The organism is Novosphingobium sp. (genome assembly GCF_027486195.1).
Lineage (GTDB): Bacteria > Pseudomonadota > Alphaproteobacteria > Sphingomonadales > Sphingomonadaceae > Novosphingobium.
The window spans coordinates 1-26,789 of the sequence record NZ_JAIXPP010000091.1 but is presented as its reverse complement, the minus strand read 5'-3'; the positions used below and the strand labels follow the sequence as shown (position 1 = coordinate 26,789).

General features: G+C 66.9%; 27 protein-coding genes and 1 pseudogene. 10 read left to right on the top strand and 18 right to left on the bottom strand.

Translation table 11 applies throughout. The features are described 5' to 3' along the window. Window positions 1-10 precede the first annotated feature (10 nt). From gspD to Q0071_RS16585, 11 genes are all read right to left on the bottom strand, one after another. Window positions 11-2,083: a type II secretion system secretin GspD gene (gspD, locus tag Q0071_RS16635; protein ID WP_298171993.1), complete on the bottom strand. Its 2,073-nt coding sequence runs from the start codon at window positions 2,081-2,083 to the stop codon at window positions 11-13. Continuing rightward, window positions 2,076-2,621 carry a hypothetical protein gene (locus tag Q0071_RS16630; protein WP_298171990.1) on the bottom strand — a complete coding sequence of 182 codons (546 nt, stop codon included), beginning with the start codon at window positions 2,619-2,621 and terminating at the stop codon, window positions 2,076-2,078. Before Q0071_RS16630 ends, gspD begins: the two co-directional genes overlap by 8 nt. Further along, window positions 2,587-3,132: a type II secretion system protein GspM gene (gene gspM, locus Q0071_RS16625; RefSeq protein WP_298171986.1), complete on the bottom strand. Its 546-nt coding sequence runs from the start codon at window positions 3,130-3,132 to the stop codon at window positions 2,587-2,589. The genes Q0071_RS16630 and gspM overlap by 35 nt, the downstream gene beginning before the upstream one ends. After that, window positions 3,129-4,139 carry a PilN domain-containing protein gene (locus Q0071_RS16620; RefSeq protein ID WP_298171983.1) on the bottom strand — a complete coding sequence of 337 codons (1,011 nt, stop codon included), beginning with the start codon at window positions 4,137-4,139 and terminating at the stop codon, window positions 3,129-3,131. The genes gspM and Q0071_RS16620 overlap by 4 nt, the downstream gene beginning before the upstream one ends. Next, window positions 4,136-4,822, bottom strand: a complete 687-nt coding sequence (locus Q0071_RS16615) for a type II secretion system protein GspJ (protein WP_298171980.1) — start codon at window positions 4,820-4,822, stop codon at window positions 4,136-4,138. The genes Q0071_RS16620 and Q0071_RS16615 overlap by 4 nt, the downstream gene beginning before the upstream one ends. After that, a complete protein-coding gene (locus tag Q0071_RS16610) occupies window positions 4,819-5,190 on the bottom strand; it encodes a prepilin-type N-terminal cleavage/methylation domain-containing protein (protein WP_298171978.1) in 372 nt (123 codons plus the stop codon). The genes Q0071_RS16615 and Q0071_RS16610 overlap by 4 nt, the downstream gene beginning before the upstream one ends. Before the next feature lie 3 nt (window positions 5,191-5,193). After that, entirely contained in the window at window positions 5,194-5,655 is a 462-nt protein-coding gene (locus Q0071_RS16605) for a GspH/FimT family pseudopilin (RefSeq protein ID WP_298171975.1), read from the bottom strand. A 3-nt stretch (window positions 5,656-5,658) separates the two neighbouring features. Next, on the bottom strand, window positions 5,659-6,087 hold the full coding sequence (gene gspG, locus Q0071_RS16600; RefSeq protein ID WP_298171972.1) for a type II secretion system major pseudopilin GspG: 429 nt from the start codon (window positions 6,085-6,087) through the stop codon (window positions 5,659-5,661). Continuing rightward, complete coding sequence (locus Q0071_RS16595) at window positions 6,084-7,298, bottom strand: type II secretion system F family protein (RefSeq protein ID WP_298171968.1); 1,215 nt, start codon at window positions 7,296-7,298, stop codon at window positions 6,084-6,086. The genes gspG and Q0071_RS16595 overlap by 4 nt, the downstream gene beginning before the upstream one ends. A gap of 5 nt (window positions 7,299-7,303) precedes the next feature. Next, window positions 7,304-9,061 carry an ATPase, T2SS/T4P/T4SS family gene (locus tag Q0071_RS16590; RefSeq protein WP_298171965.1) on the bottom strand — a complete coding sequence of 586 codons (1,758 nt, stop codon included), beginning with the start codon at window positions 9,059-9,061 and terminating at the stop codon, window positions 7,304-7,306. 387 nt (window positions 9,062-9,448) lie between these two features. Next, window positions 9,449-10,207, bottom strand: a complete 759-nt coding sequence (locus Q0071_RS16585; RefSeq protein ID WP_298171962.1) for a thioredoxin domain-containing protein — start codon at window positions 10,205-10,207, stop codon at window positions 9,449-9,451. 93 nt (window positions 10,208-10,300) lie between these two features. Here Q0071_RS16585 and modA point away from each other — a divergent pair, with 93 nt between their 5' ends. Genes modA through Q0071_RS16570 form a run of 3 tightly spaced genes read left to right on the top strand, consistent with a single transcriptional unit; the run spans window position 10,301 to window position 12,427 of the window. Next, window positions 10,301-11,074: a molybdate ABC transporter substrate-binding protein gene (gene modA, locus Q0071_RS16580; protein ID WP_298172038.1), complete on the top strand. Its 774-nt coding sequence runs from the start codon at window positions 10,301-10,303 to the stop codon at window positions 11,072-11,074. Between the two features lie 23 nt (window positions 11,075-11,097). Then, entirely contained in the window at window positions 11,098-11,787 is a 690-nt protein-coding gene (gene modB / locus Q0071_RS16575) for a molybdate ABC transporter permease subunit (RefSeq protein ID WP_298172035.1), read from the top strand. Beyond that, a complete protein-coding gene (locus Q0071_RS16570; RefSeq protein ID WP_298171959.1) occupies window positions 11,777-12,427 on the top strand; it encodes an ATP-binding cassette domain-containing protein in 651 nt (216 codons plus the stop codon). The genes modB and Q0071_RS16570 overlap by 11 nt, the downstream gene beginning before the upstream one ends. A gap of 73 nt (window positions 12,428-12,500) precedes the next feature. Here the strand turns inward: Q0071_RS16570 and Q0071_RS16565 are convergent, their stop codons facing one another. The 5 genes from Q0071_RS16565 to Q0071_RS16545 all read right to left on the bottom strand — a co-directional run bounded on the left by Q0071_RS16565 (window position 12,501) and on the right by Q0071_RS16545 (window position 20,174). After that, window positions 12,501-14,516, bottom strand: coding sequence for a potassium transporter Kup (locus tag Q0071_RS16565; RefSeq protein ID WP_298171954.1), 2,016 nt, complete (start codon window positions 14,514-14,516; stop codon window positions 12,501-12,503). Between the two features lie 77 nt (window positions 14,517-14,593). Continuing rightward, on the bottom strand, window positions 14,594-16,399 hold the full coding sequence (locus Q0071_RS16560; RefSeq protein WP_298171951.1) for a TolC family protein: 1,806 nt from the start codon (window positions 16,397-16,399) through the stop codon (window positions 14,594-14,596). An 11-nt stretch (window positions 16,400-16,410) separates the two neighbouring features. Then, window positions 16,411-17,760 carry an HlyD family type I secretion periplasmic adaptor subunit gene (locus Q0071_RS16555; protein WP_298171948.1) on the bottom strand — a complete coding sequence of 450 codons (1,350 nt, stop codon included), beginning with the start codon at window positions 17,758-17,760 and terminating at the stop codon, window positions 16,411-16,413. Further along, window positions 17,757-19,520 (bottom strand): type I secretion system permease/ATPase, encoded by a 1,764-nt coding sequence (locus Q0071_RS16550; protein ID WP_298171945.1) that lies wholly within the window; start codon window positions 19,518-19,520, stop codon window positions 17,757-17,759. Before Q0071_RS16550 ends, Q0071_RS16555 begins: the two co-directional genes overlap by 4 nt. A gap of 282 nt (window positions 19,521-19,802) precedes the next feature. Beyond that, complete coding sequence (locus tag Q0071_RS16545; protein ID WP_298171942.1) at window positions 19,803-20,174, bottom strand: hypothetical protein; 372 nt, start codon at window positions 20,172-20,174, stop codon at window positions 19,803-19,805. A gap of 183 nt (window positions 20,175-20,357) precedes the next feature. Here Q0071_RS16545 and Q0071_RS16540 point away from each other — a divergent pair, with 183 nt between their 5' ends. Both Q0071_RS16540 and Q0071_RS16535 read left to right on the top strand, forming a co-directional pair. Then, window positions 20,358-20,834: a protocatechuate 4,5-dioxygenase subunit alpha gene (locus Q0071_RS16540; RefSeq protein WP_298171939.1), complete on the top strand. Its 477-nt coding sequence runs from the start codon at window positions 20,358-20,360 to the stop codon at window positions 20,832-20,834. After that, the gene (locus tag Q0071_RS16535) at window positions 20,834-21,676 is read left to right on the top strand and encodes a class III extradiol dioxygenase family protein (protein ID WP_298171936.1); all 843 of its coding nucleotides are present in this window, start codon (window positions 20,834-20,836) and stop codon (window positions 21,674-21,676) included. Before Q0071_RS16540 ends, Q0071_RS16535 begins: the two co-directional genes overlap by 1 nt. 19 nt (window positions 21,677-21,695) lie before the next feature. Here Q0071_RS16535 and Q0071_RS16530 read toward each other — a convergent pair whose 3' ends face one another. Beyond that, on the bottom strand, window positions 21,696-22,322 hold the full coding sequence (locus Q0071_RS16530; protein ID WP_298171933.1) for a response regulator transcription factor: 627 nt from the start codon (window positions 22,320-22,322) through the stop codon (window positions 21,696-21,698). Beyond that, the gene (locus tag Q0071_RS16525; RefSeq protein WP_298171930.1) at window positions 22,322-23,827 is read right to left on the bottom strand and encodes a histidine kinase; all 1,506 of its coding nucleotides are present in this window, start codon (window positions 23,825-23,827) and stop codon (window positions 22,322-22,324) included. The genes Q0071_RS16530 and Q0071_RS16525 overlap by 1 nt, the downstream gene beginning before the upstream one ends. Window positions 23,828-24,156: 329 nt before the next feature. Here Q0071_RS16525 and Q0071_RS16520 point away from each other — a divergent pair, with 329 nt between their 5' ends. From Q0071_RS16520 to Q0071_RS16500, 5 genes and pseudogenes are all read left to right on the top strand, one after another. Then, a complete protein-coding gene (locus Q0071_RS16520) occupies window positions 24,157-24,825 on the top strand; it encodes a helix-turn-helix transcriptional regulator (protein ID WP_298171927.1) in 669 nt (222 codons plus the stop codon). A gap of 73 nt (window positions 24,826-24,898) precedes the next feature. Next, window positions 24,899-25,264: a hypothetical protein gene (locus tag Q0071_RS16515; protein ID WP_298171925.1), complete on the top strand. Its 366-nt coding sequence runs from the start codon at window positions 24,899-24,901 to the stop codon at window positions 25,262-25,264. Window positions 25,265-25,303: 39 nt separating this feature from the next. Then, on the top strand, window positions 25,304-25,750 hold the full coding sequence (locus tag Q0071_RS16510) for a hypothetical protein (RefSeq protein ID WP_298171922.1): 447 nt from the start codon (window positions 25,304-25,306) through the stop codon (window positions 25,748-25,750). Continuing rightward, complete coding sequence (locus Q0071_RS16505; RefSeq protein WP_298171919.1) at window positions 25,747-26,331, top strand: winged helix DNA-binding protein; 585 nt, start codon at window positions 25,747-25,749, stop codon at window positions 26,329-26,331. Before Q0071_RS16510 ends, Q0071_RS16505 begins: the two co-directional genes overlap by 4 nt. A 276-nt stretch (window positions 26,332-26,607) precedes the next feature. Further along, a pseudogene (locus Q0071_RS16500) lies at window positions 26,608-26,789 on the top strand (hypothetical protein); the annotation flags it as partial.

Below are 26,789 nucleotides of genomic sequence, written 5' to 3'. Positions count from 1 at the left end.
GGCCGCTCGGTCAGGGGATCTTGCCCTTGGTCTTGAACGGCTCGACCGACTGGATCTTGGCGCGCAGCTCCTCGGTGATCGCGGTCAGGTCATCCGGTGTGCGCAGCACATGCGGCTTGATCAGGATGATCAGCTCGGTGCGCTTCTGCGTGTTGTTGTTGTTGCCGAACAGCAGTCCGCCCAGCACCGGAATGCGCGAGAGAATGGGGAGGCCGTTCTTCCCGAAGCTCTTGTTGTCGCGAAACAGCCCGCCCAGCGCGATGACCTGCCCGTCCTGCACCGAAACCGTGGTGGCGACGCGGCGGGTGGTGATCGTCGGCGAATTGGTGACGCCGCTCCTGGTCGGCTGCACATCGCTCACTTCCTGGCTGACATCGAGCAGCACCGCCCCGCTGGCATTGACCCGCGGGGTGATCTTGAGGATCACGCCGGTATCGCGGTACTCGACCGAGTTGGCCGAGAGCAGGTTGCCCGTGCTGCTCCCGCCGCCCAGCGGTGTGACCTGCTGCGAGAGCACCGGCACCTGATCGCCCACCTGCAGCGCGGCGGTCTGGTTGTTGAGCACCATCAGCTTGGGCGCGGAGACGACCTTGACAGTGGTGCGCTCTTCCAGCGCGTTGAGCGTGGCGGTGATATCGTTGTTGTTCGAGTAGAAATAGGAAAAGCCCGGAAACTGCCGCGTCGGCGTGGCCCCGTCTCCTTCGCTCAGCGCGAAGTTCGATTGGCCGGTCTGGAAGTTCCACTGCACCCCATAGCGCAGTCCGTCATTGAGCCCGACTTCGGTGATCGCAGCCTCGATCATCACCTGTAGCGGCGGCACATCGAGCTTGCGCAGCGCATCCTCTACGATCGTGAAGTCATGCCCCGAACCGTAGACCACAACCGCATTGTTGAGCTCGTCTGCCGAAACGCGAACCCGAAGCCCGGAGCTGCCCGCATCCGGCCCGCCGCTGCTCGCCATGCCTGGCAATTGTGGCTGGCGGGAGAGGCCGGACTGCTCCGCTGCGCCGTCCGGACTGCGCCGCGGCTCTGGCGCGAAGGGATCGGGATTATCGGACGCGCCGCTGCCGCCGCCACCGCCGAGACCGAAGCTGGCGTTCAGTGTCTTGACCAGATCACGCGCGCGGCTGTTCTGCACGCGGTAGATGTAGAGCCGCGCCTCGTTGCTGGTGCCCTCGCGGTCCAGCACTTCGACCCAGCGGCGCACGTCCTCGAGGTATTGCTTTTGCGCGCTGATCGCGATCACGCCGTTGATCTTTTCCATCCCGATCAGGCGGACCAGCCCGCGCGTCGGCGCATCGGGTGCGTTGATGAGCTTGTCGAGCTCGGGCACGATCAGCCGGCTGTCGAGGTGCTGCGGCACATAGAGCGCGAAGGACATCGAGCGCAGCCAGTTGACGTCGAACTGCGCGATTACGTCGTGCACGCTCTTGCGCTGGGCCTCGGTGCCCGCAATCACCAGCGCGTTCTGCGTGGTATCGAGCGACTGGACCGCGCCGGGCACCACGGTGTCGAGCAGCTTGCGCATCTCGTCGGCATTGGCGAACTGCAGCCGCACAGTCTCGCTGCCGAAGCCGCGGCTGGGCAGGAATTCGGTGCCGCGCGCCTTGGCCGCGTCCACCGTCATGATCCGGTAGCCGGTGCCTTCCCACACCATTGCGAGGTTCGCCCTTCGGAGCGACGCCTCGAACAGATCGAGCAGTTGCTGGCGGCCGACCGGGCCCGCTGTCGTCAGGCCGACATCGACGTCACCCTCGAGGCTCATGGTATAGGGAATGCGCAACGTGTCGCGCAGCACGATCTGCGCGAGCGTGCGCACATCGGCGCTGGGGATGGTGAACTCGATGTTGCCCCGGGGCGCGCTGCGGGTGCTTTCGCTGTTGTTGCCAGGAAGCGCAGGCGCAGGCTCGGTGCCGCCGACCAGCGCGGTCGTCACGCCTTCCGGGCGCGGGGTGGACGAGGGCGGCGCAGCGGGCAGCGCCCGTTCGACCGGCTGGACCGCCGCACGGGGCGCGCAGGCCGTGGTCGCGGTGAGCGCGAGCGCCGGAATGCCGGCCAGCAGGATCGTGTGGTGTTTACTCACTGTTGCTCTCGCTCTCGCTGGAACCTGCGTTGAAACCGCCCGCCGCTGCGCCGGCACCAAAGCCGATGCGCATGATCTTGCCGCCCATGCGGAACCGGGCGCCATCTGACTCGATCCGCAGCAAGTGCCAGCCCCGGTAGTTGCCGCCGGGCGCCAGGCGCAGAACGCGGCCGTTCTCCTCGCGCAGCAACAGTGCCTGTGCCCGGCCCACCTGCATTGCGCCGAGTACGAAGGTGCCGCCAAGCGGACCCACCGGCTTTGGCGCCGTACCCGCATTGACCTGCCCCGCCTGCGCGCCGCCAAGGCGCAGCGGCGAGAACAGCGAGGGCCGCCCCGAAAGATCCGGCGTGGCGATCTGGGCCATCATCGGCAGCCGCCGATCCGGTGCGCGCGAGACGCCAAGCGCCGGCGGCACCGCAGCGCCTTGCGGCAGGGCAAGCTGCAGCGCCGCGCCCGCCAGCAGCACCAGCGCGAGCCCTGCGGGCAGCAGTGCACCGTCCGCCTTATCGGGGCGGTACGAAAGGAGCCGTTGCTTCAAGTCTGACATCGAGCAGATCCGATCGGGTGTTGGTCAGGGCATCGTCGGCGATCACGGTGAGGCTATCGACGGCAAGCGCGGGCTTCAGGGCATTGAGTCGGGCGAGCAAGGTGGCGAGCTGCGCGTGGCTCATCCGCGCATCGATGGCGGCGCGCGCCCAGCCCTGCTCGGCGGGTACGGCTTCGGAGGCCTTGATATCACCGCCGGCATCCTGCGCGGCGATCTCGATCCGCTCGCGCAGCGCCTCGCCCGCCTCGTCAGCATCGGGTGCGGCCAAAAACAGCGCGCGCATCTGGCCGGGCTGTCGTTCGGCCTCCGCCTGCAGCGCGTTCAGCGAGCCGATGCGCCGTTCGTTGGCGTGGAAGGTCTGGACCAGCGCCTCGCGCCGCGCGGCACGCTCGGTGAAGCCCGAGACCACGGGCCCGATCACGATTGTCAGCACCAGCGATACCGCCAGCACGAGGATCAGCACCGCGATCAGCTTGCGCTCGCGCGAGGACAGTGGCCTCATGTGCCAGCCTCCTTTCGCGGGACGAGCACGAGTTCGAACGGCCGCCCGCCTGCGCTTTCGGCCGCCGCTTCGGCGCGGCTCGCGCGCACGCTGGCGAAGAGGCCCGAAGCCTTGAGCGCGGAGACGACATTGACCCCCGGCGCGCCGTAGCCCGAAAGGCGCAAGGTCTTGCCGTCCCACTCGAAGCGCTGGATCCACGCCTTGTCCGGCAGCACGCCGCCCACCATCGCCATCAGCCGCAACGGCTGGTGCGCGGCGCGGCGCGCGTTGAGGGCCTGCACTACCCGGGCATTGCCGATTACCCGGTCCTCGACCCGGCGCACCGCCGTGAGCGCCGGAGCCTGCGCATCAACAAGGGTCTGCAGCCGCTCCACCTGCTGTTGATCGCGCAGCACAGCCGTACCGATGTTGAGGAGCACCAGCGCTGCCACCACCATCCACCAGAACCGCGCGGCGGCGGGGCGCAGCGGCAGCAGCCCGGCCTTGCGCATGGCCGGAGCGAAATCGAAATCGAGCTGTTCGCCTGCCGCATCAAGTGGCCCGATCCGCGCGGGGGAAACGCCCGCCGCGCGCGCTGCCACGGCAATTTCGCGCGCGCGGGAGATGGGCAGCGCGCCGACTTGCACCCGCACCATGTCCGCCCCGCCAGTGGCCTCTCCCGCCGGCCCCACCGTGCGGATGCCGATCACGATGCTGTCTGCCGGCACCGGCATGATCCGATCGGCATCGAGCGCGATCAGCGCGGCAAGATCGTCGGGCGGTAGGCGCGGCAAGGTCAGCGTGCGCACCAGGCACAGTCCGTGCGGGATCACCAGCGTATCGACCCCTGCGCGGCTTGCCGCGAGCACGGCGCCGTGCTCGTAGCTGTGCCAAGCCGTCAGGCTCCGGCCGCGGACGAGACCTTTCGGCAGCAGCCCCTCAAGCTCGCGGACCCACCAATCGAAGCCGCTGCGGGCCATCCGCGCGAGCGTCGTCATGTCCAGATTGAGCAGTTCGGTGAGGGTCATGGCGCTTCCCCGCAATCGCTGCTGTTGCGGCCATTCCGGCATTCAAGGCGCACACCGCTCATCGGCCGCACCATCAGCACCGGCCAGCTTCGCGCATCGCCTGCGGCAAAGCCGAGGCGCAGGCGCACGAGCTTGGGCGGCTGGGCGCGGTTTTGCCAGCGATCCTGCCATGCATCGCGCCCGGTCACTCGGTCTGCGCCATAGTAGGCGAACTCGATCCGCTGCACGCCATCGAGCAGCGGCGCGGCGCGCCAGCCTGCGACGCCCGGCGCGTGCAGATCGACGCCTGCCAGCAGCGGCGCGGTGTAGAGCATGAGCTGGCCGCGTGCGGTGCGCCGCAGCCGGATCGCCTGTAACTGGTGCGCGCCATCCGCCGCAAGGCCCGGCGCCGTGAAAGTTAATTCGTCGCCTTGCCCGACCATCGCGATCGTATCGCCGAGCCCGCGCGGATCGACCACCGCGCGCATCTGTTCGATCCGCGCGCGCAGCACGGTCTGCGCCGAGACGACCTGCTCGGCCGCATCGCCCTGCTGCCGCGCGGCGCCATCGAGCCGGGCGATCAGGTTCACCACTGCCGCGATCAGCACCGAAATCAGGGCGAACAGCGCAAGCGCGACCAGCATCTCTGCCAGCGTGAAGCCGGTCTCGCGCCGAGGCTGCCGAGGGAGGGCCGCCGCGATCATCGCAGCGCCCTGAGCGAGGAGAGCCGGGCGAGCACTCGGCCCGTGGCGGCATCGCTCACCGCGACACTCACCGTCTCGAGCGGCAGGCCCTCTGCCGCCTCGCTGGCATAACCCTCATGTGCGATGCTCCACGCTAGCCGGCCATCGGCCCCGCGCGGAGGGATGGGCGAGCCGGTTCCCGGCACGCTCGCTGCCGCCAGCACCGACCGCGCGAGGAGCAACGCCTGCCGCTGCTGCGCGGCGACGGCGGCGGTGCGGCCCATCTGCCAGACCGTATCAAACACCAGCGCTGCCATCAGTGCCGCAATCGCCAGCGCCACCAGCGCCTCGACCATTAGAAAGCCGCGTTCGCGCGGTTCTGGCCGCATCGCTCAGTCTCCGCTTCCGGCTGGCGCAGCCGCCAGCGATTGCCTGCCCGTGCGCGAGACTTCGATGGCGGTGGCATCGCGCCCGGTACCGAGCGTCAGTCGCCCGCCGGTGGTGCTGCCATCGGGATGGAACGTGATCGTCCGCGGCCGAAGATCCAGCCTCAGCTGGCGCGCGGGATCGACCGTGATCCGCCGCGTGCCTGCTATCACCAGCGCCCCGGCGGCCGGATCCGCGCTGAGCGATACCGGCGCGCCGCTGCGCAGCGCGGCGGCGCTTGCGGCTTCCACTGCCGCTGCCATCTGCTCGCGCGCAAGGCGCTGGCCCACGGCAAATCGCGCGGTGGAGAGCCGCGGATAGAGCAGCCCCGCGATCAGCCCGGTGATCGCCAGCACCACGAGCATCTCGAGCAGCGTGAAGCCGCTCTCGGCATGACGGGTGCGGGGAGGGGTGGCGGCGCGGGGCATGGCCTACCAGTTGCCGAGGTCCTTGGCCTCACCCATGCCGCCTTCGGCATTGTCCGAACCCAGCGTGTAGACGTCGATCTCGCCATGCTTGCCGGGATTGGCATAGCGATAGGGATTGCCCCAGGGATCGGTGAGCGCGGCGCTGCCGGGCAGATAAGGCCCGCGCCACGCCGTCATACCCGGCGGCTGGGTGACAAGCGCCTGCAGCCCCTCCTGCCCCGTGGGATAGCGCCCGGCATCGAGCCGCAGCAGCTTAAGCGCCGCATCGACATTCTTGACCTGCACCGACGCTGTCTCGCTTCTCGAGCTCGACAGGTATCTAATCACCTGCGGGCCGACGATCGCATAGAGCAGGCCGAGAATGGCGAGCACCACCAGCAGTTCCAGCAGGGTGAAGCCATTGCGGACGGGGATCCTGTTGCGCGTTTTCATTGTGCCACCGCCAGATCATTGAAACCGAGGATCGCCGAGAGGATCGAGGCCACCATGGCCGCGACCAGCACGCCGAGCGAGACGATGACGACCGGCGTTGCCACCGCGATCACCCGCTCCAGCCGCTCTTTCACATCGCGGTCGAGCACCGTACTCAGCCGCGCCAGCATCGGGCCGAGTTGCGAAGTCTCCTCACCGGTGCGGATGAAGCTCAGGGCCATCACGGGGAGCACGCGCCGCTCGGCCAGCGGCGCGGCAAGCCCGCCGCCCTGCCGCACGATATCGGCCACCTCGCCGATCCCGGCGTTCATGTGGCGGTTGCCGACGGTGCGGCGGGCCAGCGCGAGCGCATTCGGCAGCGGCACGCCGCCTTCGATCAACGCGCCAAGGCTGCGGGCAAAGCGCACGGTTTCGATATGGCGGATCAGGATGCCGATCTGCGGCACGCCGAGGATCACGCGGTCGAGCCAGGCCTTGCCGCCCAGCCGGGCCAGTGCCGCCCGCGCGGCCAGGCCTGCGCCCCCCAGCACGGCAAGGATGATCAGGCCGTTGGCGCGCACGAACCGGCTCGCGCCCATGACGAAGAGCGATGCGGCGGGCAGCTTGCCCGGCGGCGCGGAAGCGAACAGCCCCTCGAACTGTGGCACCACGAACAGCAGCATGAGCAGGATGACGCCCAGCGCGATCACTGCGAGCACGGCGGGATAGGTCATCGCCGAGGTGATCTGGCGGCGCTGTTCATCGGCTTGCTCAAGCATCTGTGCGAGCCGCGACAGCGCTTCGCCCAGCTTGCCGTTAGCCTCGCCCGCCTCGGTCATCGCGGGGGCGAGGGCGGGGAAGAGATCGGGATGCGCCGCGAGCGCGGCGGACAGGGGCCTGCCTTCGCGCACCGCCGCCAGCACCTCGCCAAGACGCGCGCGCAGGGCGGGGTGATCGACATTCTCGACCGCGATGGCCAGCGCCCGATCCAGCGGGAGGCCCGCCTGCAGCAGCACGCCGAGTTCGGCAAGGACATTGGTGACAAGTCGGGCAGGCGCTTTGCCGCGGCGCTGGCGCAGGGCTGCTGCGCCCGGCTTCGGCTCGGCAATCTCGATCGGGCGCATGCCGGACTTGCGCATCGCCGCGATGGCGTCATCGCGGTTCGCTGCCTCGATCTGGCCGGAAACGGCCGCCCCGTTCGCGGCGAGCGCCCGGTACTGGAAAGTCGCCATGCCGCTCAGTCCTCGCTCGCGACACGGAGCACTTCTTCAAGCGCGGTGAGGCCGGTCCGGGCCTTGGCAATGCCATCGGCGCGCAAGGTGCTGGCCCCGGCGCGGGCAGCCGCGGCGGCAATCGTGCGGGTATCGGCGCGGTGGAGGATCAGCCCGGCCATCTCGCGATCGATACGGATGAATTCGAACACCGCCGTGCGCCCGGCATAGCCCGAACCCTTGCATTGCGGGCAGCCGACCGGGCGGTAGAAAGTATGGCGTTCAGTGGCCTGCACCGTGATCCCCAGCCGCTCGAGCAGCGCCGGGTCCGCCACATAAGGTTCGCGGCAATGCGGGCAGAGCCGCCGCACCAACCGCTGCGCGAGCACGCCGGTGAGCACCGAGGAGAGCAGGAACGGTTCGACCCCCATGTCGAGCAGGCGGGTGACTGCGCCCGCTGCGGTGTTCGTATGCAGCGTGGAAAGGATCATGTGGCCGGTGAGCGCGGCCTGCACCGCGATCTGCGCGGTCTCCGGATCGCGAATCTCGCCGACCATCATCACGTCCGGGTCCTGCCGCAGGAACGAGCGCAAAGCGTAGGAGAACGTATAGCCGATCACCGGATTGATCTGGCTCTGCACCACGCCCGAGAGGCGGTATTCGATCGGGTCCTCGATCGTCATCAGCTTGCGTTCGGGCGCGTTGAGATGCGCGAGCGCGGCGTAGAGCGTGGTCGTCTTGCCGGAGCCGGTCGGCCCGGTCACCAGCATGATGCCGTGCGGCTGGGCCAGCGCGGCGAGGAATTGCGCTTCGAGATCGGCATCGAAGCCCAGCGACTTCGGATCGAGCGCAAGGTTCGCCCGGTCGAGAATGCGCATGACCACGCTCTCGCCATGGATCGAGGGCGCAGTCGCGACGCGCAGGTCGATCTCGTGCCCGCGTACGGTGAGGCGCAAGCGGCCGTCCTGGGGCAACCGCCGCTCGGCGATGTTGAGCCCCGCCATGACCTTGATCCGGCTGACAACGGGCGCGCGCATCGCGGGGGGCTTGGGCGCCATATCGCGCAGCAGGCCGTCGATGCGGAAGCGCACGGCGAGGCGGTCTTCGGTCGGCTCCAGATGAATGTCGGACGCGCGGGCATCGACGGCATCGGCGATCAGGCGGTTCACCGCGCGGATCACCGGCGCGTCGCTCACCAGGTCCTTCAGCCGCTCGAGATCGCCCTCGTCGACTTCGTCTTCCACCTCGGCCGCGCCATCAGTGCGGTAGAGCCGGTCGATTGCGGCATCGATATCGCCGCCGCGCGCAACGCAGCGCTCCACCCGTCGCCCGGTAGCAAAGGCAATGCCCTCCACCGCCTCACGGTCGAGCGGGTTGGCCATGGCGACCACCACGACCGCCCCGTTGAGGCCGAGTGGCAAGACGCGGCGGTCGCGCAGGAACGGGGCCGAAACCTCGGGAACGGTTGCAGTTTCCTCCGGGAAGCTCGCGGCATCGACCAGCGGCAGCCCCAGCGTGCGGGCGAGCGCCCCGGCCAGCGCATCCTCCGAGATCAGGCCGAGCCGGGTGACGATCTTTTCAAGCGTTTCGCCGGTTTCAGTCTGCACCAGCCGCGCGCGGGCGAGCGCTTCTTCGGCCATACCGGCTTCGCTGCGCAGGATCGCCATGAGAGCGGAAGAGGGATCGCCCGCGTATTCCGCAAAGCCAGCCGGATTGGGCCTGCCCGCTGCTTCTTGGCCGGCACCATCAGCAGGAAAGGTAAGGAAGTTGCCGGAATCAGACACGGATTATCGCGCCTTGCGCAGCGCGTCGCACGGTCTGCCCGCAGCGAGCCGACGACCATGCGCGGCGAGTGACAGATCCTTTCCCAACACGCGCACCTTGTTACCCCATCCCCGGCGCTGCTTCGCACTGAAACTTGGCCGAAAACGCACCTTTCCGCAACAAGGGCAGGTGCGGGCGGGTTTGCCGCCGCGGGTGTTGCGTTCATAGCAGGATTTGTTGGGGGAGCGCAGCTATCGCGACGCCCACGCGTGCAATTTCAGCCGGATTGGCCAATTCATCAAAAATTCAGCGCTGCAGCGCTATAGCGGGGCATCACGCTTCTGCGCTGCAGGCGAGCGTTACACCCCTCTCCTGGCGGCGGCAGCTTCGGCTTCCGCCGCCGTTTTTCAATCCGCCCCGTTCGCGCCCAGTGCGCGGATCACACCGGTGATCTCGGACGCAGGGATCGCGCCCTCGGTCATGGCGAGCTTGCCCGAGCGGTTGTCGCGCACCACGATGGCGGGTGTGCCAGTCACCCCGGCGGCATTGGCGGCGTTGAATTCCTGGCCCAACGCCTGAACCGTATCCTGCGCATGGACGCAGGCATCGAGCGCGGCCATGTCGCTCACGCCCGCTTCCCGAGCGAGGGCTTCGACACTTGCGCCCGTGGTTTCGGGAAGACCGGCACCGTTGGTCCGCGTCAGCTCCATGTAGCGATCAAGAAACCGGTAGTAGCCAGCCGGAGGCGTCTGCCGGCTCACGCAGATGGCCGTTGCCGACGCAACGAATGCTGCCCGCCCATGCATGGGCAGCGGCAGGAGGCGCACCACGAGGTTCACCCGGCCGCCGCTGGCATCGACGACCTTTTCCGGCGTCCGCCCCAGCATCTTGCAGTAGGGGCATTCGGGATCGAGCCATACGATCACGCTGAAATCGCTCGCGGGCTGCCCATAGACCGGCTCACGCGCCGCATCGACTGGCGCGACCGTGCCCGCGCTGTGCCAGATCGATTCCGCACCGCCCTGCGCCGAGGCAGGGGATGCCGCCAGCGCCGCAAGGGCGGATGCCGCCAGAAACGGGCGGGAGATGAGGGGGCGGAGACGGTGCATCGGCGGGCCTTCGGCTGAGACGGTGAAACGGATATGACAGCGCAGGAGACCGCCCATCGCGGGAAGCATAGGCGCCGAATTCGCTCTAGGCAATTTGGTGCGGGGTTGTATATCCCGGTATATAGCTGATTGGAGCTGTCCTTGCCGTCTCTGCTACGCCGTCTTCGCCATGGCCTTGCCCTGTGCCTGCTCCTGATCACGGCGCAGGTCTCTCCGGCGCATGCCCAAGCGCGCGGCCCACTCGTGCTGGCGGCCTCCAGTCTGCAGGAAGCGCTGACAGCGGCTGCGGACAGCTGGGCAAAAAAGGGGCACCCGCGGCCCGTCCTGTCGTTTGCAGCATCGTCCGCGCTCGCGCGCCAGATCGCGGCCAAGGCCCCGGCCGACCTCTTCTTCTCCGCAGATGAGGAGTGGATGGATTATGTTGCCGCGCGCAATCTGATCGTTTCCGCAACCCGTACCGATCTGCTCACCAACCGCCTCGTCATCGTCGCCCCGGCCAAGAGCCGCGTGAGCCTTGCGGTAAGGCCCGGCTTTCCGCTTGCGGCCGCGCTCGGCGGCGGGCGGCTCGCGCTCGCTGATCCCGATGCGGTCCCCGCTGGCCGCTATGCCAAGGAAGCGCTGACCCGGCTCAAGGTCTGGCCGAGCGTCGAGGGCAGCCTGGCCCGTGCAGAGAATGTGCGGGCGGCGCTGGCGCTGGTCGCGCGCGGGGCGGCTCCGCTCGGCATCGTCTATGCCACGGATGCGCGGGCTGACGGAGCTGTCCGCGTGACAGGCTGGATTCCGGCGAACATGCACCGGCCGATCGTCTATCCGCTCGCCCGCCTCGTCGCCTCGTCCAATCCCGAGGCAGAGGGCTTCCGCCGCTTTCTCGTTTCGGCGGAGGGCAAGGGCATCCTCGGCCGCTACGGCTTCGGCACGCGCTGAGCGGCGATGGGTCTGGCATGGGCATGACCGCCGAGGAATGGGGCATCGTCCTGCTCTCGCTGCAGGTCAGCCTCGCTGCGATTGCCGGCGCGCTGCCGCTGGCATTCGGCCTCGCCTGGGCGCTCGCGCGGCTGCGTTTTCCGGGCAAGATCCTGCTCGATGGCATTGTTCACCTGCCGCTTGTGCTGCCGCCAGTGGTGATTGGCTGGCTACTGCTGATCGCCTTTGCGCCGGAAGGACCGGGAGGGCGGCTGCTTGCCCTGTTCGGCGTCACGGTGCTGTTCCGCTGGACCGGCGCGGCCATCGCTGCTGCCGTGATGGCGCTGCCGCTGATGGTGCGCGCGATCCGGCTCAGTCTCGAAGCCGTCGATCCCCGGCTCGAACAGGCCGCGCGCACGCTGGGTGCGGGGCGCTGGCGCACCTTCGCCACGATCACGCTGCCGCTTGCTGCGCCGGGCGTGCTGGCGGGCGCGGTGCTCGGCTTCGCCCGCTCGCTCGGGGAGTTCGGCGCAACGATCACCTTTGTCTCCAACATTCCGGAGGAAACCCGCACCCTGCCGCTGGCGATCTATGCCGCGCTCCAGCTGCCCGAAGGCGAGAGTGCGGTCTGGCGGCTGGCGCTGATGGCCGTGGCGCTCTCGCTGGCGGCGCTGGTCGCCTCCGAAGCGCTCAGCCGCGCTTCGGGTAGCGGCAGGGGCGGCCATGTCCTTTGATGTTGATGTAACGCTGCAGCGGGGGGAGCGCACGATTGCCTGCCGCTTCACCGCGCCGACAGGGATCACCGCGCTGGTGGGGCCGTCAGGCGTGGGCAAGTCGAGCGTGCTGGAAGCGATCGCCGGCTTGTTGCGCCCTTCGGCCGGACGGATCGCGGTCGGCAGCACCGTTCTTTTTGACAGCGCGCAGGGTGTTAACCTTCCGCCCGAACAGCGCGCCTGCGGCATGGTGTTTCAGGACTTGCGCCTCTTTCCGCACCATCGCGTGCGCGACAACCTGCTCTATGGTTACAAGCTCGCGCCGTCCGAGCGCCGCTTCCTCGGCCTCGACGAAGCCGCGGCGTTCCTCGACATCGCCCCGCTGCTCGGCCGCCGCCCGCGTACGCTTTCAGGCGGCGAGGCGCAGCGCGTTGCCATCGGGCGGGCGCTGCTTTCGGGCCCGCGCTTCCTGCTGATGGACGAACCGCTCACCGCGCTCGACGATGCGCGGCGTGAGGCGATCATTGCGGTGATAGGGCGCATTCGCACCGAGCTTGCGCTGCCAATCCTCCTCGTCAGCCATGACCGCGCCGATGTTGCCCGGCTGGCTGATCAGGTGGTGGAGTTGGGCAAAACACCCACTTCGTCATTGCGAGCGTAGCGAAGCAATCCAGAGCGCGTTGCGCGGCGCTCTGGATTGCTTCGCTACGCTCGCAATGACGAGAACGGGGGGTCTAAATCTCCAGCTGGCTGCCGAGTTCGATCACGCGGTTGGTCGGCAGGCGGAAGAACACCATCGCGCTTTCCGCATTGCGCACCATCCATGCGAAAAGCTTTTCGCGCCAGATCGCCATGCCCGGGCGCTTCGAGGCGATCAGCGTCTGACGGGCGAGGAAATAGCTCGTCTCCATCGGCTTGAACGCCCCGCCAGCGCGCGTTTCGGCGGCCAGCTCGGCGGGCACATTGGCCTCGTCCATGAAGCCGATACGGATGATCATGCGGAAGAACCCGTAGCCGAGGTCTTCCACCTCGCGCCGCTTTTCGGGCGGCACGTGGGGCACGTTCTGCGTCTCCACCGTCAGCACCACCACCCGATCATGCAGGATGTGGTTGTGCTTGAGGTTGTGGAGCAGCGCGGGCGGAATGCCTTCCGCGTTGGAGGCGAGGAACACCGAAGTGCCGGCCACGCGCCGCACTTTCGGGCAGACCGAACCGAGGAAGATGTCGAACGGCATCGAATCCTCGGCCAGCCGCTCGCGCATGATGCGGCGGCCGGTCGACCACGTGCTCAGCATGGTGAAGGTGATGCTTGCGCCCAACAGCGGGAACCAGCCGCCATCGGGAATCTTGGTCATGTTCGAGGAGAAGTAGGCGCCGTCCACCAGCAGGAACAGGCAGGTGAAGAACCCCGCGATCGGCGCGGGCCACTTCCAGACCTGGAAGGCCAGCACGCCGAACATGCACGAGGTTATGAACATCGTGCCGGTGTTGGCGATGCCGTATGCCGAGGCGAGGTTGCCCGAAGTGCGGAAGCCCAGCACCAGCATCACCACCAGCGCCAGCAGCGTCCAGTTGACGATCGGTACGTAGATCTGCCCGGCTGCGCTCGCGCTCGTGTGGCGGATGCGGATGCGCGGCAGATAGCCCAGCTGCACCGCCTGCTGCGAGACCGAGAACGCGCCGGAAATCACCGCCTGGCTGGCAATCACCGTCGCGGCTGTTGCGAGCAGCACCAGCGGCAGGCGCAGAGCATCGGGGGCGAGCATGAAGAACGGATTGGCCACCGTTTCCGGCCGGTTCATGATCATCGCTGCCTGCCCGAGATAGTTCAGCAACAGGCACGGGAAGGCGAGGCACAGCCACGCCGCCATGATTGCAGGCCGGCCGAAGTGGCCCATATCGGCATAGAGCGCTTCGGCTCCCGTCACCGCCAGCACAATCGAACCCAGCGCAAGGTAGGCCATCAGTGGGTCGTCGGCGAAGAAGAGCACCGCGTACATGGGGTTGAGCGCCCAAAGGATATTCGGCGCTTCCATGATCCCGACCACGCCCAGCACGGCGATGGTCAGAAAATATAACATCATCACCGGGCCGAACAGTTTGCCCATCGCCGCAGTGCCCCGCGACTGGATGGCGAACAGGCCGATCAGGATCGCGATCGAGATCGGCAGGACCAGATGCTCGAAGCCGGGGTGGACCACGGTCAGGCCCTCGACCGCAGACAGCACCGAAACCGCCGGCGTGATCATCGCATCGCCGAAGAACAATGCCGTTGCCGTGAGCCCGAACACCGACATGACATATGTCCAGCGCCGGTCCGACAGGCAGCGGCTGACGAGCGCGAGCAGGGCCAGGCTGCCACCTTCGCCCTTGTTGTCGGCGCGCAGCACGAGGAACAGATACTTCACCGTCACGATGACGATCATTGTCCAGAACACGATGCTGAGCACACCGAACACATGCAACTGGTCCACCTTCATGATGTGGTGGCCGACAAAGGTTTCCTTGAACGAATAGAGCGGTGAGGTGCCGATATCGCCGAAAACCACACCGATCGCGCCGACGGCCAGCGTGGAAAGACCTTCGCGCTGGTGACCGTGGCCTTGCTCATCCGGGTGCTGCTCGCCATGCCCTGCGGGGGCATCGGCTGGGGCTGCGGCCCCTGCAACTGCCCCAGCCCCTGCAACGGCCGGGCCGGAAACGGGCTCACCGCCTGCAGGCGCGCCATCCTGAATCGCGTTGTGGTCCATCGGCGCGCCGCTACTCCTGCCGCCGGATACAAGCGAGAGTTATTTTCAGGCGACCGGCCCCTGGTGGAAGCACCCGCTCATTTCGGCGGATTTGCCAGAGCGCCAGCGGGCGCCGGAGCGGTGGGTGAGGGGGCCGGTTCCACCAGCTTGTCCGCCGGCTGGATCACGATCGGCGCCGCCGTGCGCGCACCTGCCGGATCGCGCACCGGGCGTGTTGCCGTGCTGCCGATTGCGCCTGCGTTCTCGATCGCGCGCGCGATCGGCGTGTAGATCGGCACATCGCCGTTGTGCTTCACCTTGCCTAGATGCCGGTCCACGTCATAGCGCGCGGCATCGGGCATCAGCCACGATTGCTCGAGTGCGCCGGCCGCTGCCAGCACGCGGGCCTTGGCGATGTAGGCGTTGGCAATCGCGGTGTTCGAATTGCTTCGCGCCACCAGCATTTCACGCGCGAGGTCCAGCATGTCGAGCGTGGTGATGAGGCCCGCGCGCTGCTGGAGGATCGCGCCTTCATAGGCCTTGCGCGCGGATTCTTCTGCCGCGCGGTAGCTGGCGATAGCCGCTTGCTGTGCCTGCCAGTCGTTCCAAGATGCGGCGAGGGTCGCCCGGCTTTCCCGCAGCGACGCATCGAGCAGGCGCCAGTCGGCATCGTTTGCCGCCATGGCTTCGCTCACCCGCGCGCGGCGCAACCCGCTTTCGAAGATCGGCCCTGAAATGATGAACTGCCCGCGCAGGCCCCGCTGCCGCAAATCGTCGCTATAGGCGCTCTGCGAACCGTAGCTTGCGCTGCCCTGGAAATCGATGCGCGGCATGAGATCGGACTTGGCCGCCGCCACGCTGGCGCGTGAGACTTTCTCGCGCGCTTGTGCCGCAAGGATCACCGGGCTGTGCATTTCCGAATAGGCATAGGCTTCCTCCAGTTGCCGCACCGGCAGCTGGAGCGGATTGGGCGGGACCAGATCGCCCGCGGGCACGCCGACCATGCGCAGGAAGCTCGCCTCGCTGGAGGCAGCATCGCGCTGCGCCGAATAGACCTGGGCCTGCCCCAGCGCGACGCGGGTGGAAATCTGCTGGACGTCCGTCGCGGTCACTTCGCGCACCGCGAGCCGCGCCTTGTTGTCATTCAACTGGCGTTCCAGCGCCGCAAGGTTGTCCTTGGCGATCAGCACCGCCGCCCGATCCCGCAGCACGCCGATATAGCTCGTGATGGCATCGAGCAGGGCCTGTTGCTCGGTCGAGCGGAGCACCTGCCGCTGGAACTCCAACTGCGCGGCCGAGTTGCGCTCCTGCGAGGCATTGCGGCCGAAGGTGAAGATCGGCTGTGTCAGCACGGCGGAAGCGGCTGTGGTCCAGCCAGACAAGGCAACCGGCAGGCCGCGCCGCTGCTCGAACCGGTCGCTCTGGAAGGTGGTGGCAAGGCTGTAGTTCAGCTTGGGGCCGTAGTTCGCCCGCGCCTGCGCGATGCGGTAATCGTAGCTTTTTACCGTCGAGCGCTGCGCCAGCAGCAAGGGCGAGGTCCAATAGGCAAGCCGCAGCGCATCGGTCAGCGATGTGATCGGCGCTCCGCTCGTCGCGCGCTCAGCTACATCGGCGGGGGTTTCTGCCGGCAGCTCGGGTCGCAACGCGATGCGGTCTGCCTCCGGAATTGCGCTGTCGTCGGCGCTGTCCGCCCCCCCGTCAGCCCTGATGTCGCCCCCGTCGCGTCCGCTGTCGGGATCGTCGGTGCCATAGCTGCCCGCCGGCGCGCCGCTATCGGGCGGGCCCTGCATGGGCGGTGCAGGCAGCGCCGCATCCTCTGCGAAAGCGGGAGCCAGCGCAGCACACGCGGCGCTGGCAGCACACGCGGCCAGGAGCGCGGCGCGCAAGGGCAGGGCAGGTATCATCGCCATGCCTCTCAGTTGTCGCGGAACGCGCGCATGAACTGGTCCATGAACGGCTTCGTGAGGTAGGACAGCAGCGACCGGTTGCCGGTTTCGATGTAGACTTCAGCAGGCATGCCGCTTCGCAGCGCGAGGCCTTCCTTCTTCACCGCGGCCAGGTCCACCTCGATCCGCACCACGTAGTAGGCCTGCCGCGATTCCGGGTTCTCGGTGCGGTCGGTTGCCACATAAGTGACCTTGCCGAGGATTTCCGGCGTGGTCGGCCGGTTGAACGATGTGAAGCGGACGCGGGCGGTCTGCCCCTTCATGGTCTGGTCGATGTCCGAAGGGCTGATCATCGCCTCCACCACGAACGTATCGCGATCGGGCACGATTTCCATGATGGGTTCAGCCGGGCGCACCACATCACCGATCGCGGCGAACGCGATCTTCTCGATCACCCCGGTGTAGGGCGCGCGGATCTCGCTGCGGTCCTGCTGGTCGGATGCGGCCACGCTGCGCAGCTGCTGCTGGTTGAGCACCGTGTTGACCTGCGCGAGATCGGTGCCTGCCTGCACGCGCCGCGTCTGGCCGAGCTGGATCGATTGTTCCTGCGCTTCGGTGATCTTCGCACGGGCCTGCGCGATCTGTGCCTGGAGCGAGCCGACATTGCCATCCAGATCGACCGCCGTGCGCTCCAGCTGGTTCAGGCGGTTGATCGTGACGAGCTGCTTGTCCCACAGGTCCTTGACGCCCTGCCGTTCGGGCTCGATCAGCTTGCGTTGCTGCTTGAGCGCGGAAATCTGGGATTCCAGCCCGTGGATTTCCTCGTTGTATTGCAGCACCCGCGCGGCAAGCTGGGAGCGCAGCCCTGCTTCCTCGGTCTGACGGATCGCGAAAAGCCGCGCCTCGTCGGCCATGGCCTTCGCTGCGCTGGTGCTTTTCGAGTTCGTCAGTTGGGGAGGGAACAGCAACTTGCCAGAGCCGAGCCGTTCCGCCTCCAGCCGCGCTTTCTGCGCCAGCAGCTGCTCGACCGTGAGGTTCGAATAGGTCGCGTCGGCGCCGGTCACAGTGTCGTCGAGCCGCATGAGCAGCTGGCCCTGCGCCACGTGCTCGCCATTGCGCACGTAGATCGCCTTGATGACGCCGCCGGTCGGGTGGGCGATGCGCTTCACGCGCGATTCCACGCCGACAGAGCCGCCGCCGATCACCGCGCCGCCCATCGGAACGAGGGCCGCGAGCGCGAAAAGGACGATGAACAGACCGCCGACCGCATAGAGCAGCCGCTTCAGCAGGACCGGCGAGTTCGCCTTTTCAGCCCCTTCCTCGCCGAACACCGGCAGCAACTGGCGCGCGGGATCGGAAATGGTGGTGGGCAATGTCATGCGGTGGCTTCCTTGGCCGAATTGCTCTCACCGGGCGCGCCCTGCGGGACCTGCGCCGCCGCGCCGCCGGGGCCGTTCTGGGCCTGCATGCGCTGCAGCACTTCGTCGCGCGGGCCGAAATCGGCGAGACGGCCGCTGTTGATCACGGCAAGGTGGGTCGCCGGGCCGAGCGTGGCCGGGCGGTGGGTGATCATGATCACGATGCCGCCGCGCGCGCGCATCCCGGCAATCGCATTGGCCAGTGCGGCATCGCCCGCCGCGTCGAGATTGGAATTGGCTTCGTCGAGCACGAGGAGAAATGGATCGCCATAGAGCGCGCGGGCGAGGCCGACTCGCTGGCGTTGGCCTGCGGAAAGCTCGACCGCCCCGGCAGAGACCGGCGTTTCATAGCCATCGGGCAATGCGAGGATCGCTTCATGCATGCCGGCCGCCTTGGCCGCAGCCATGACGCCTTCCGATGTCGCCGCAGGATCGAAGCGCGCGATGTTCTGGCCGATCGTGCCGTCCACGAGGTCGACCGTCTGCGGCACATAGCCGAAATAGCTGCCCAGCGCTTCCGGATCCCACTGGTCGAGCGTCGCCCCATCCAGCCGCACTTCGCCGCGGTTGGCTTTCCAGATGCCCAGGATTGCGCGCACCAGCGTCGTCTTGCCGGCGGCGCTGGGGCCGATCACCGCCAGAACCTGGCCCGGCGTGAGCGTGAACGAGACCCCGGACAGCGTGAGGCGCTGCGTGCCCGGAGGCGCGACCCAGATGTCGCGCACCGAAAGCTCAGCCGAAGGGCGCTCCAGCGTGACGCCGCGCACGGGCGGCTTGCGGAACGTGGTGACCGCCTGCGCGATCCGGCCCCAGCCAGTGCGTGCGGCAACGAGGCCTTTCCAGTTGGCGATGGCCTGGTCCACCGGCGCCAGCGCGCGGCCAGAAAGCACCGAGGAGGCAAGGATCACGCCGCCGCTCGCCTGCCCATCGATCACCAGCAGCGCGCCGACCGAAAGGATCAGTGATTGCAACAGCATGCGAAACGCCTTGCTGGCGCCGCCGAGCCGCGTGACCGTGCGCGAAAGGTAGGACTGCGCCTCGATAAAGCCGGTTTCCCAGCTTGCCGTGCGCGCCACCAAGCGCTCTTGCATGCCCATCGCCAGCGCGCTTTCGGCAAAGCGGATCTCCGAAAGCGCGGCAGCAGACCGGCGTCCGGTTATGGTCGCCAGTTCGCGCGATCCGGCCTGGGTGCGGCGATTGGAGATGATCGCGATGCCCGCCATGATGAACACGCCGACCAGCGCCGTCACGCCAAGCCACCAGTGCAGCGCAAACAGCACGATCATGAAGGTGATCACCCACGGCAGATCGATCAGCGCAACCGGGCCTTGCCCGGCGAGGAACGTGTGGATGGAATCGAGGTCGCGCGTGAACTGCAGCCCGTCGCCCTTGTCGGCGCCCGCGCGTAGGGGGCGGGTGACGGTGGCGTAGTGCACCGCCTCGAACAGGTCGTCGTGCACGCCGTTGGCGATGCCGAGCAGGGCTTCGCCGCGGATCGCCTCGAACACCGACTGGAACGCATAGACCAGCAGCAACATGCCGAACAGGCCGATCAGGGTGGGCACACTGCGGCTCGGCAGAACAGAGTCGTAAACAAGCAGCATGTACGCCGAACCGGCGAAAACGAGCACATTGAGCATCACGCTGGCGATGCCGACAAGAATGAGGCTGCCGCGATAGCGCGCCGCAAAGAGCCGCATGAACTGACGGTCGACGCTCATATTTCTCCTGACGTCCGGCGGCTAACCCATCGGAACTACCCCAGCAAGCGCCAATACATCCTCAATGGCGCATACCCAGGTTAACAGTATTCTGTTTCAGACCCTGGTAAATACCGAATAAACGCCAACAAATTGAAATCCGGTTAGAACGAGGCAAATGCTGGCGGCGACAGTACCTCCAGGACCGGACGCGGAAGGGGGGCGGCTAGCGCGAGGATACGCGACTTACCCCAGATCAGGCATGGGGAATGCAGCCTTTTCCCGATTTTGCGGGAATGCCGGTCAGGTGGCTTCGGGTGCGCGGCCAGCGCGGCGCGGGGCAAGGCGCAACGCGTCGGAAATCTCGATGATCACGGCAATGGCGCGCGCTTCTTCTGGTGAGAGATCGGCAAAATCAGGCAGGAAGGCCCGAGCGGCCTGGATCAGGTTGCCCGGGCTTCGCTCCAGTTCCGATCGATATTGTGCTATCGTCGTGCAGCCGTCGATCGCGGACCAATCGATCCCGCCCGGCCCCGGACGCTGATGGAATGCCCAGAGCGCCTGCACTGCGCGCTCCACCGCCATGCGCGCCTGCGCACCCACGCCGTCCGGTGAAGCGCGCATTCTCAGATTCTGTCGGTAGCGGCGCTGCCGCTCGGCGTTGGAGAGGGCCATGACATCGGATGTGCGCCCCGGCCCGGTGCCGCGCAATCCGCATTGTCTGTTACGTAACACTGCCTATCGGGCCGCATTTCATAATCGCACCCTGCGGATTGACCCCGGTCAATTCCTCGCCGCGTCCGCGCTGCTAGGTGGGAGATGCCGGGGCATCCCGGCCTTCCGTGAAGAGAAGTGCCCATGTCGCCACCATCCAGCGCTCCGTCCGAAGGCACTTCTGGCCCTGCGGTCGACCCCCGCGCCTTGCGCCGCTCCATTCCGGGGACCGCGCTGTTCGATGGCGATCTGGCGATGCGCGGCTTTGCCCTCAATGCAATGTGCTATTCGTTCAACCTTGCGGCCAATCGCGCTGCCTTTGTCGCGGATGAGGAAGCCTACTGCCGCAGATATGGCGTAACCGGGGAGCAGCGCGCCGCCGTCGCCGCGCGCGATGTGCTCGCCATGCTCGATGCCGGCGGGAACGTCTATTACCTCGCCAAGCTGGCCGGGATCCTCGGGCTCAACGTGCAGGATCTCGGTGCGCTGCAGACCGGCCGCAGCGTGGACGATTTCAAGGCCATGCTCGTCGCCGCGCGTGCCGGGGTCGATCCCGATCTGGGCGGCCTGCATTTCGGGTCGCGGCCATCGGCCTCTTCCCGCCAGAGGGAAAATGCGTGATGGCCCAGGTTGTCGGCGGCTATTTTACCAGCCACGTTCCCGCGATCGGCGGCGCCATCCAGCGCGGTGACCAGCAGTCGGCATATTGGAAGCCCTTCTTCGACGGGTTCCCGCCGGTCCGCCAGTGGCTCGCCGAAGTCGCTCCTGATGTCGCTGTCGTGTTCTACAACGACCACGGGCTCAACTTCTTCCTCGATGCCATGCCCACGTTCGCGGTCGGCGCGGCCGCGCGGTATGATAACGCTGATGAGGGCTGGGGCCTGCCCGTCTACAAGAGCTTCGAGGGCCATCCCAACCTCTCCTGGCACTTGATCGAGGCGCTGGTGGAGGCCGAGTTCGACATTACCACCTGCCAGAAGATGATGGTCGACCACGCGCTGTCGATCCCCTTCGAGCTCGCCTGGCCCGATGCCGAAGCCTGGCCGGTCAAACTCGTGCCCATTGCGATCAACACGGTGCAGTTTCCGCTGCCCTCGCCGCGGCGCTGCCTTGCCCTCGGGCAGGCGGTCGGTCGGGCGCTGCGCAGCTGGAAGGGTGATGACCGGATCGTGGTGATGGGTACCGGCGGCCTTTCGCACCAGCTTGAAGGCGCTCGCGCCGGTTTCATGAACCCGGACTACGACCGCTTTTGCCTCGATCATCTGGCGGACGATCCGGCGGCGCTGACGGCGCATTCGGCGGAGGAAGTGGCCGAACTGGCAGGCACGCAGGGCGTCGAGATTCTCAACTGGATTGCCGCGCGCGGCGCGCTGGGCGATGCGCCGCAGGCGATGGTCATGCGCAACTATCACGTGCCGATCAGCAATACCGCTGCGGCCACCGTGGTGCTCGAACCGGCCTGAACCGGCTGCAGAGCGAACCCTATTCGCCCGGATCGTTGACCGCGAGCAGCGCCAGCTCGGTGCGGTTCTCGATGCCCAGCTTCTGGTACATCGCGTGAAGGTAGACCTTCACCGTGCCTTCACCGATGCCCAGTTCCGTGCCGATATCGCGATTGCGCATCCCGCGCGCGACGAGCCTTGCGATGCGCCGCTCGCGCTGGTTGAGCCGTTCGAGCGGGCCGCCGGAATCGGCACTGAGAGAAAGGTCGAGTGCGCGCTGCAGCAGCGCGGAATCGATGGCTTTCCCGCCCGAATGCACTTTGTCCAACACATCGACGAGGCCGCCTTCGGCACCGTCCTTGTACACGATGCCTTCAACCCCTGCGCGCATCACCGCGAGCAGCTGGCGGTCGTTGATCCCGGCGGTCAGCAGCACCACCGCGCGCTTGTCCCCCTTGGACCGCAGCGCTTCGAGGGCCTGAACCCCGTTCATGCCCGGCATGTTGATATCGAGCAGCACGATCGCGGGATCGTGGGTGGCGATGGCGGCCAGCGTCTCTTCGCCGCTGGCAGTCGCGGCGACCACCTGGAACCTGCTGCCACGCAGCACGGCTTCCACACCAGCACGAATGAAACCGTGGTCATCAGCAACAAGAACGGGAATCATCAGGCAATCCTATTGGGCAAGGCGATTTCGAGCAACGCGCCGGGGTGATTATGGCAGATCGAGAGCGTTCCGCCCAGAGCCTCGACCCGTTCGCTGATCGAGCGCGGGCGGGGCGGGGGGCGGTCGGTCGGGAAACCCTCGCCGTCATCACCAATGCGCAGTGTCAGTCCCGATGCGCCGGTGCACACCGATACGACGACTTCGCTGCAATGACCGTGACGCGCGGCATTGGCCACCGCTTCGCGCAGCACCTGCCGCAATTCATGGGCGAGGCCGATCGAGACCGGCATCGGCCGCACTTGCGCGTCGAGCTGGACTGCAATGTGCCAATGCTGGCTCATTTCGCCGAGCAGCGTTTCCATTTCCTCGACGAGGTCGGTGCGCCGGTCGCCCTCCTCGCCGCGCCGCAGCCGCTGGATCATCGCGCGCAGCTCGCCCTGTTCGCGCCGGAGCGCCGTTTTCAGATCGTTGATCTCAGCTGTGGGGTCATGGCCCTCGCGGATCCAGCGGGACAGGGCCTCGAGCCGGAACAGGGTGCCGGCCAGGAACTGCGCCACGCTGTCATGCAGGTCGCGCGCCAGTGCATCGCGCAGCGCGGCGGCCGAAGCCGCCTGCGCCAGCTCGGCCAGATCCTCGCGGTCGAGCTCGGTGCTCAGGTGGCGGCCGATCGTCTCGACCAGTGGTAGGTCGTCCACGCACATGTCCGGAATGCCCCAGATCAGCAACTGCCCTGGGCCCGCCGCCGTTTCGAAGGTGACGATCATGGCTTCGTTTATCCCGCAGTGGGCAGCCAGCGGCGCGTTGACAGGGCCGGGGATCGCGAGCGGATAGGAACTGGTGCGGCTGATGATCCGCCGGCCGCGCGTTCGATCGATCAGGGCCGCGCGGTCAGGCTCGCCGAAGCTGCCTTCGAGCGCTTCGGGCCCCAGCCGGTCGACGATAACCGCATAACCGGAATCGCGCAGTAACTCGGTCCATGGCTCCTCGCCATGCGGGACTGCGATCGCTGCCCCGCGCGCCTGCAGCGCGACCCGTGCGAATGTGAGCGTCTCGACCAGGATGGCGTTGCGCCGCTCACCAGGCGTGCCTGGCGTTCGCGGCATCGGGGTTGCTCGGGGACCACGCTGTTCGCCGCTCAGCCAGACCATCATGATCGACAGCACGCCGAGATACATCAGCCGCCGTCCGTAGCGATAGGGGTCGATCGGCAGCCCGGATACCAAGAGGCTCGCGCCAATTGCCACGTTTAGGGTTACGAGCGCGACCGAGGTCCAGGCCACCGCGAACCAGCCCCAGCGCAAGGTGGCGCTGATCAGCAGGAAGGCAGTGAGGGCCATGAACGGACTGTTGAAATCGGCCTTGTCCGCCTCCGAGAAGTAGACCGCGAGGACAAAGGCCAGCGTATCGATACCGTGCACCCAAGGGGCGAGGCGAAATTCCCACCACCAGCTGCGCCAGGCGATCATGATCATCCCGGCGGCGCCGGCGAGGTAGGCGGCCAGCATGAAGTAAATGGCAGTGCCGTTCCGTCCAGGCGCGGCGGGATCAAGGGCAAGCGCGACCAGGAAAACAAGCGCCATGGCCGCGCGACTCGTCGCCAGAACCTTTCCAGTTCTCCGCGCGAACATCCTCGGCCTCATTGTTTGCTTTCTCTCAGGTTAATAACAAATTTATCCTATGTTAGGGAGCTATGGTGTTTTGGATGGGTTCGCAATGTCAAGTTCTCGTGATTGGGCTGGCGCTTGCTGGTGCGGTTGAGTTGTTCTTGCGGTCAAGCCGGTATTCATCCATTTTTACCCCCGGATTGGCGATTTCAGGGTCGTAACAAGAAAACATGGGCAAGTCCGATCATAGCGTTGCAGCGCCGCCTCCGCCGGGGGCGCGCGAACCGGTAGATGTGCCTGCTTTTCGCGCGCTCGCGGACCGGGATGGCGCAGCGCTTTCAAAGCCTGCCGAATCAGACGATGGCGAAGCAATCCTGACATCCCTTACCGACAAGCAGCGCGCCGTTCTCGATCTCCTGATCGAGCACAAGACCTCGAAGGAGATTTCGCGCATCCTCGGGATCTCGCATCACACCGTCGACCAGCGCATCATGCTGGCGCGTGCCAAGCTGGGTGTTGCGACGCGCGGCGAGGTGGCGCAGGCCTATCGCCGCCTTGCTGCGCATTCTGCCAATGTTGCAGCCATATACGAACGATCCGTATATGACTTTTCCGACGTCGCGCCGCCGGTCGATGTCCTGCACGTTCCGATTCGGGAAGACAGGACGGACAGGGACCAAAGCCCTCCGATCCGCAGGGAAGCGCTGACTCAGGTCGCGTTCCAAAGCGGTGAGGCATTGGCCGAGCCCTACCACCATGTCCTCCCGGAGATGTTCGACGGGCCTCACGGGACCTATATCCGGCTCGGGACCATTGCGATCCTGGCCATGTTCCTGATCCTGATCGTTATGGGTGGTTTGGCGATGTATGCGCAGTTGTCGCAGATCCTCGCGAGCTGATCTCGACGCGAACCTCTCCATCTTATTGGCAAACGTGGGCCCAGGGGAGGGCTCCAGCATCGGAGATTGCGTTATGACCGCTTTTGCTACCCAAACCATGCCCGAAATGCCGCTTTCGGTGGCGCAGCTTCGGATTGCCCGCGATCTGCATCAGGCCGAAGCCGCGCTGGATGAAGCGCTCGCGCGACAGGCCCAACTGCTGCAGACGATGGTCGGCGCCCGCCGCGACACCGGCGTTGCCCCCTTCCTCGGCCAGGAAGCCCTGATGCGGCTGGTCAAGAGCCAGCAGGCCACGCTTAATGCCGGCGGCGAACTCGCCCGTGTCCACGGCCGCCTCAGCACGATTTCGGCAGAAACCTGCGGCGGCAACGATGCCTGCCCCCCCAGAGCCGAGCTCAAGGAGGATGAACCTGCCTCGGCCGCGGTCCGCGCTGCCTGAATGTTAGGCCGGTCTGCACATTGAAGGTCTTGCACCACAATGATCTGGCTTTGGATACTTCGCATAGCGCTGATCGCCACCGTGTTGTTCGCGGCCCGCAAGGGAGATGAACCCGAACAACTGGTGGCGACGGTGCTGCTCTCCACATTCGCGCTGGATGTGGGCAATCATATGATGTTCGGCGATCCGGCCTGGTACACGGTCAATCCGGGACACCTGGTGATCGATACTTGGGCTTTCTTCTCCCTGCTTTGGGTTGCGCTCTATGCCAATCGCGGCTGGCCGATGTGGGTCTCTGCCTCACAAGTCCTCGTCGTGCTCGGCCATGTCGCAAAGCTCTGGGACGTGGACATGGTCCGCCGAGCCTACTGGACGATGACGCAAATGCCTTTTCTGTTCCAGCTGATCGTGCTGGCAATCGGCACGGGGGCGCATGTGGAGCGCCAGCGCCGCATTGGCCGCTACCATTCGTGGCGGCTCGTATGAGCGGGCGCATCATTCGCCGCCATGATCGCGGCCGCCGCCGCGCGGTTCTGCGCCGCGCCAGTCCTGCCGCCCTTGCCGAGGCCACGGCCGTGCAGGATCCGCTTGGCGACGCCGACCGTGTTGCCGTGCCGGACGCGACGGCCTCGGTCGCTGCGGCCTTGCACGAATCGTCGGCGCGCATCACCCCCGAAGCGCTGCTTGCCTTTGCGCGGGAAACTTACGCGATCCGGCGCCGGCGCGATCGTCACTTGCCCGGCGATCTGTTCGGCGAGCCGACGTGGGACATCCTGCTCGATCTCTACGTCGCCACGCGGGAAGGCCGGCCGGTGCCCACCACAAGCGCCTGCATCGGAGCCAATGTCCCGCCGACAACCGCGCTGCGCTGGCTTCGCATCCTGGAGGCGCGCGGGCTGGTCGAACGCGAGGACGATGGACGCGATGGTCGGCGTACATTCGTGCGGCTCTCGGCACGAGGTCTTGCCGCGATGGACAATTGGTTGCAGGTGGCCCTTGCCACGCTCGATCACGCAGTCGGACCGATCCTGCGTCGGTCCATGCCGCTCGCAGAGGCTGCCGAATAGGTCCCGGTTCCCGCCCGCCGGTGGCTTGCTGCTTGACCGGTGGGCGGTTCCGGCCTAATGGCCCGCCGTCCCGAACGGCCTTTGGCCCACCGGTTCAACAGAGCTGAACATTGCCGGTGCGCGGCAAGTGGGGCCTCGAAGGCGGTGTTTTCCGTCATTCGCTGGTCCCTCTTGTGTTTGGTCCGTTCCCCCGAATCGGGGGTATTGGCCAGTCCACGCCGTAAGCCGTCAAAGTAACCCGGTGGCGACTTGCCCCGGGTGGAGTGTTTTCGGCTCATGCAGCGCCCGGGCGCGAGGCTTCATCGGCCTTGCCCGGCGCTGGATGAGATATTCCGTGACGCTTCACCTGGTTCCTGCCGCGCCCGCAACCAAGGTGAAGAGTCCTTCATGCCTACGATCAACCAGCTGGTCCGCAAGGGCCGCGAACCGCAGAAGACCAAGTCCAAGGTCCCTGCGAT

What these genes read in the sequence shown, in the direction of transcription:
- gspM (WP_298171986.1), bottom strand. Translation starts at nt 3,132, where the DNA reads ATGAGGCCACTGTCCTCGCGCGAGCGCAAGCTGATCGCGGTGCTGATC.
- Q0071_RS16620 (WP_298171983.1), bottom strand. Translation starts at nt 4,139, where the DNA reads ATGACCCTCACCGAACTGCTCAATCTGGACATGACGACGCTCGCGCGG.
- Q0071_RS16615 (WP_298171980.1), bottom strand. Translation starts at nt 4,822, where the DNA reads ATGATCGCGGCGGCCCTCCCTCGGCAGCCTCGGCGCGAGACCGGCTTC.
- Q0071_RS16610 (WP_298171978.1), bottom strand. Translation starts at nt 5,190, where the DNA reads ATGCGGCCAGAACCGCGCGAACGCGGCTTTCTAATGGTCGAGGCGCTG.
- Q0071_RS16605 (WP_298171975.1), bottom strand. Translation starts at nt 5,655, where the DNA reads ATGCCCCGCGCCGCCACCCCTCCCCGCACCCGTCATGCCGAGAGCGGC.
- gspG (WP_298171972.1), bottom strand. Translation starts at nt 6,087, where the DNA reads ATGAAAACGCGCAACAGGATCCCCGTCCGCAATGGCTTCACCCTGCTG.
- Q0071_RS16595 (WP_298171968.1), bottom strand. Translation starts at nt 7,298, where the DNA reads ATGGCGACTTTCCAGTACCGGGCGCTCGCCGCGAACGGGGCGGCCGTT.
- Q0071_RS16585 (WP_298171962.1), bottom strand. Translation starts at nt 10,207, where the DNA reads ATGGGCGGTCTCCTGCGCTGTCATATCCGTTTCACCGTCTCAGCCGAA.
- modB (WP_298172035.1), top strand. Translation starts at nt 11,098, where the DNA reads ATGACCGCCGAGGAATGGGGCATCGTCCTGCTCTCGCTGCAGGTCAGC.
- Q0071_RS16570 (WP_298171959.1), top strand. Translation starts at nt 11,777, where the DNA reads ATGTCCTTTGATGTTGATGTAACGCTGCAGCGGGGGGAGCGCACGATT.
- Q0071_RS16565 (WP_298171954.1), bottom strand. Translation starts at nt 14,516, where the DNA reads ATGGACCACAACGCGATTCAGGATGGCGCGCCTGCAGGCGGTGAGCCC.
- Q0071_RS16560 (WP_298171951.1), bottom strand. Translation starts at nt 16,399, where the DNA reads ATGATACCTGCCCTGCCCTTGCGCGCCGCGCTCCTGGCCGCGTGTGCT.
- Q0071_RS16555 (WP_298171948.1), bottom strand. Translation starts at nt 17,760, where the DNA reads ATGACATTGCCCACCACCATTTCCGATCCCGCGCGCCAGTTGCTGCCG.
- Q0071_RS16550 (WP_298171945.1), bottom strand. Translation starts at nt 19,520, where the DNA reads ATGAGCGTCGACCGTCAGTTCATGCGGCTCTTTGCGGCGCGCTATCGC.
- Q0071_RS16545 (WP_298171942.1), bottom strand. Translation starts at nt 20,174, where the DNA reads ATGGCCCTCTCCAACGCCGAGCGGCAGCGCCGCTACCGACAGAATCTG.
- Q0071_RS16540 (WP_298171939.1), top strand. Translation starts at nt 20,358, where the DNA reads ATGTCGCCACCATCCAGCGCTCCGTCCGAAGGCACTTCTGGCCCTGCG.
- Q0071_RS16535 (WP_298171936.1), top strand. Translation starts at nt 20,834, where the DNA reads ATGGCCCAGGTTGTCGGCGGCTATTTTACCAGCCACGTTCCCGCGATC.
- Q0071_RS16530 (WP_298171933.1), bottom strand. Translation starts at nt 22,322, where the DNA reads ATGATTCCCGTTCTTGTTGCTGATGACCACGGTTTCATTCGTGCTGGT.
- Q0071_RS16525 (WP_298171930.1), bottom strand. Translation starts at nt 23,827, where the DNA reads ATGCTGGCCGCCTACCTCGCCGGCGCCGCCGGGATGATCATGATCGCC.
- Q0071_RS16520 (WP_298171927.1), top strand. Translation starts at nt 24,157, where the DNA reads ATGGGCAAGTCCGATCATAGCGTTGCAGCGCCGCCTCCGCCGGGGGCG.
- Q0071_RS16515 (WP_298171925.1), top strand. Translation starts at nt 24,899, where the DNA reads ATGACCGCTTTTGCTACCCAAACCATGCCCGAAATGCCGCTTTCGGTG.
- Q0071_RS16510 (WP_298171922.1), top strand. Translation starts at nt 25,304, where the DNA reads ATGATCTGGCTTTGGATACTTCGCATAGCGCTGATCGCCACCGTGTTG.
- Q0071_RS16505 (WP_298171919.1), top strand. Translation starts at nt 25,747, where the DNA reads ATGAGCGGGCGCATCATTCGCCGCCATGATCGCGGCCGCCGCCGCGCG.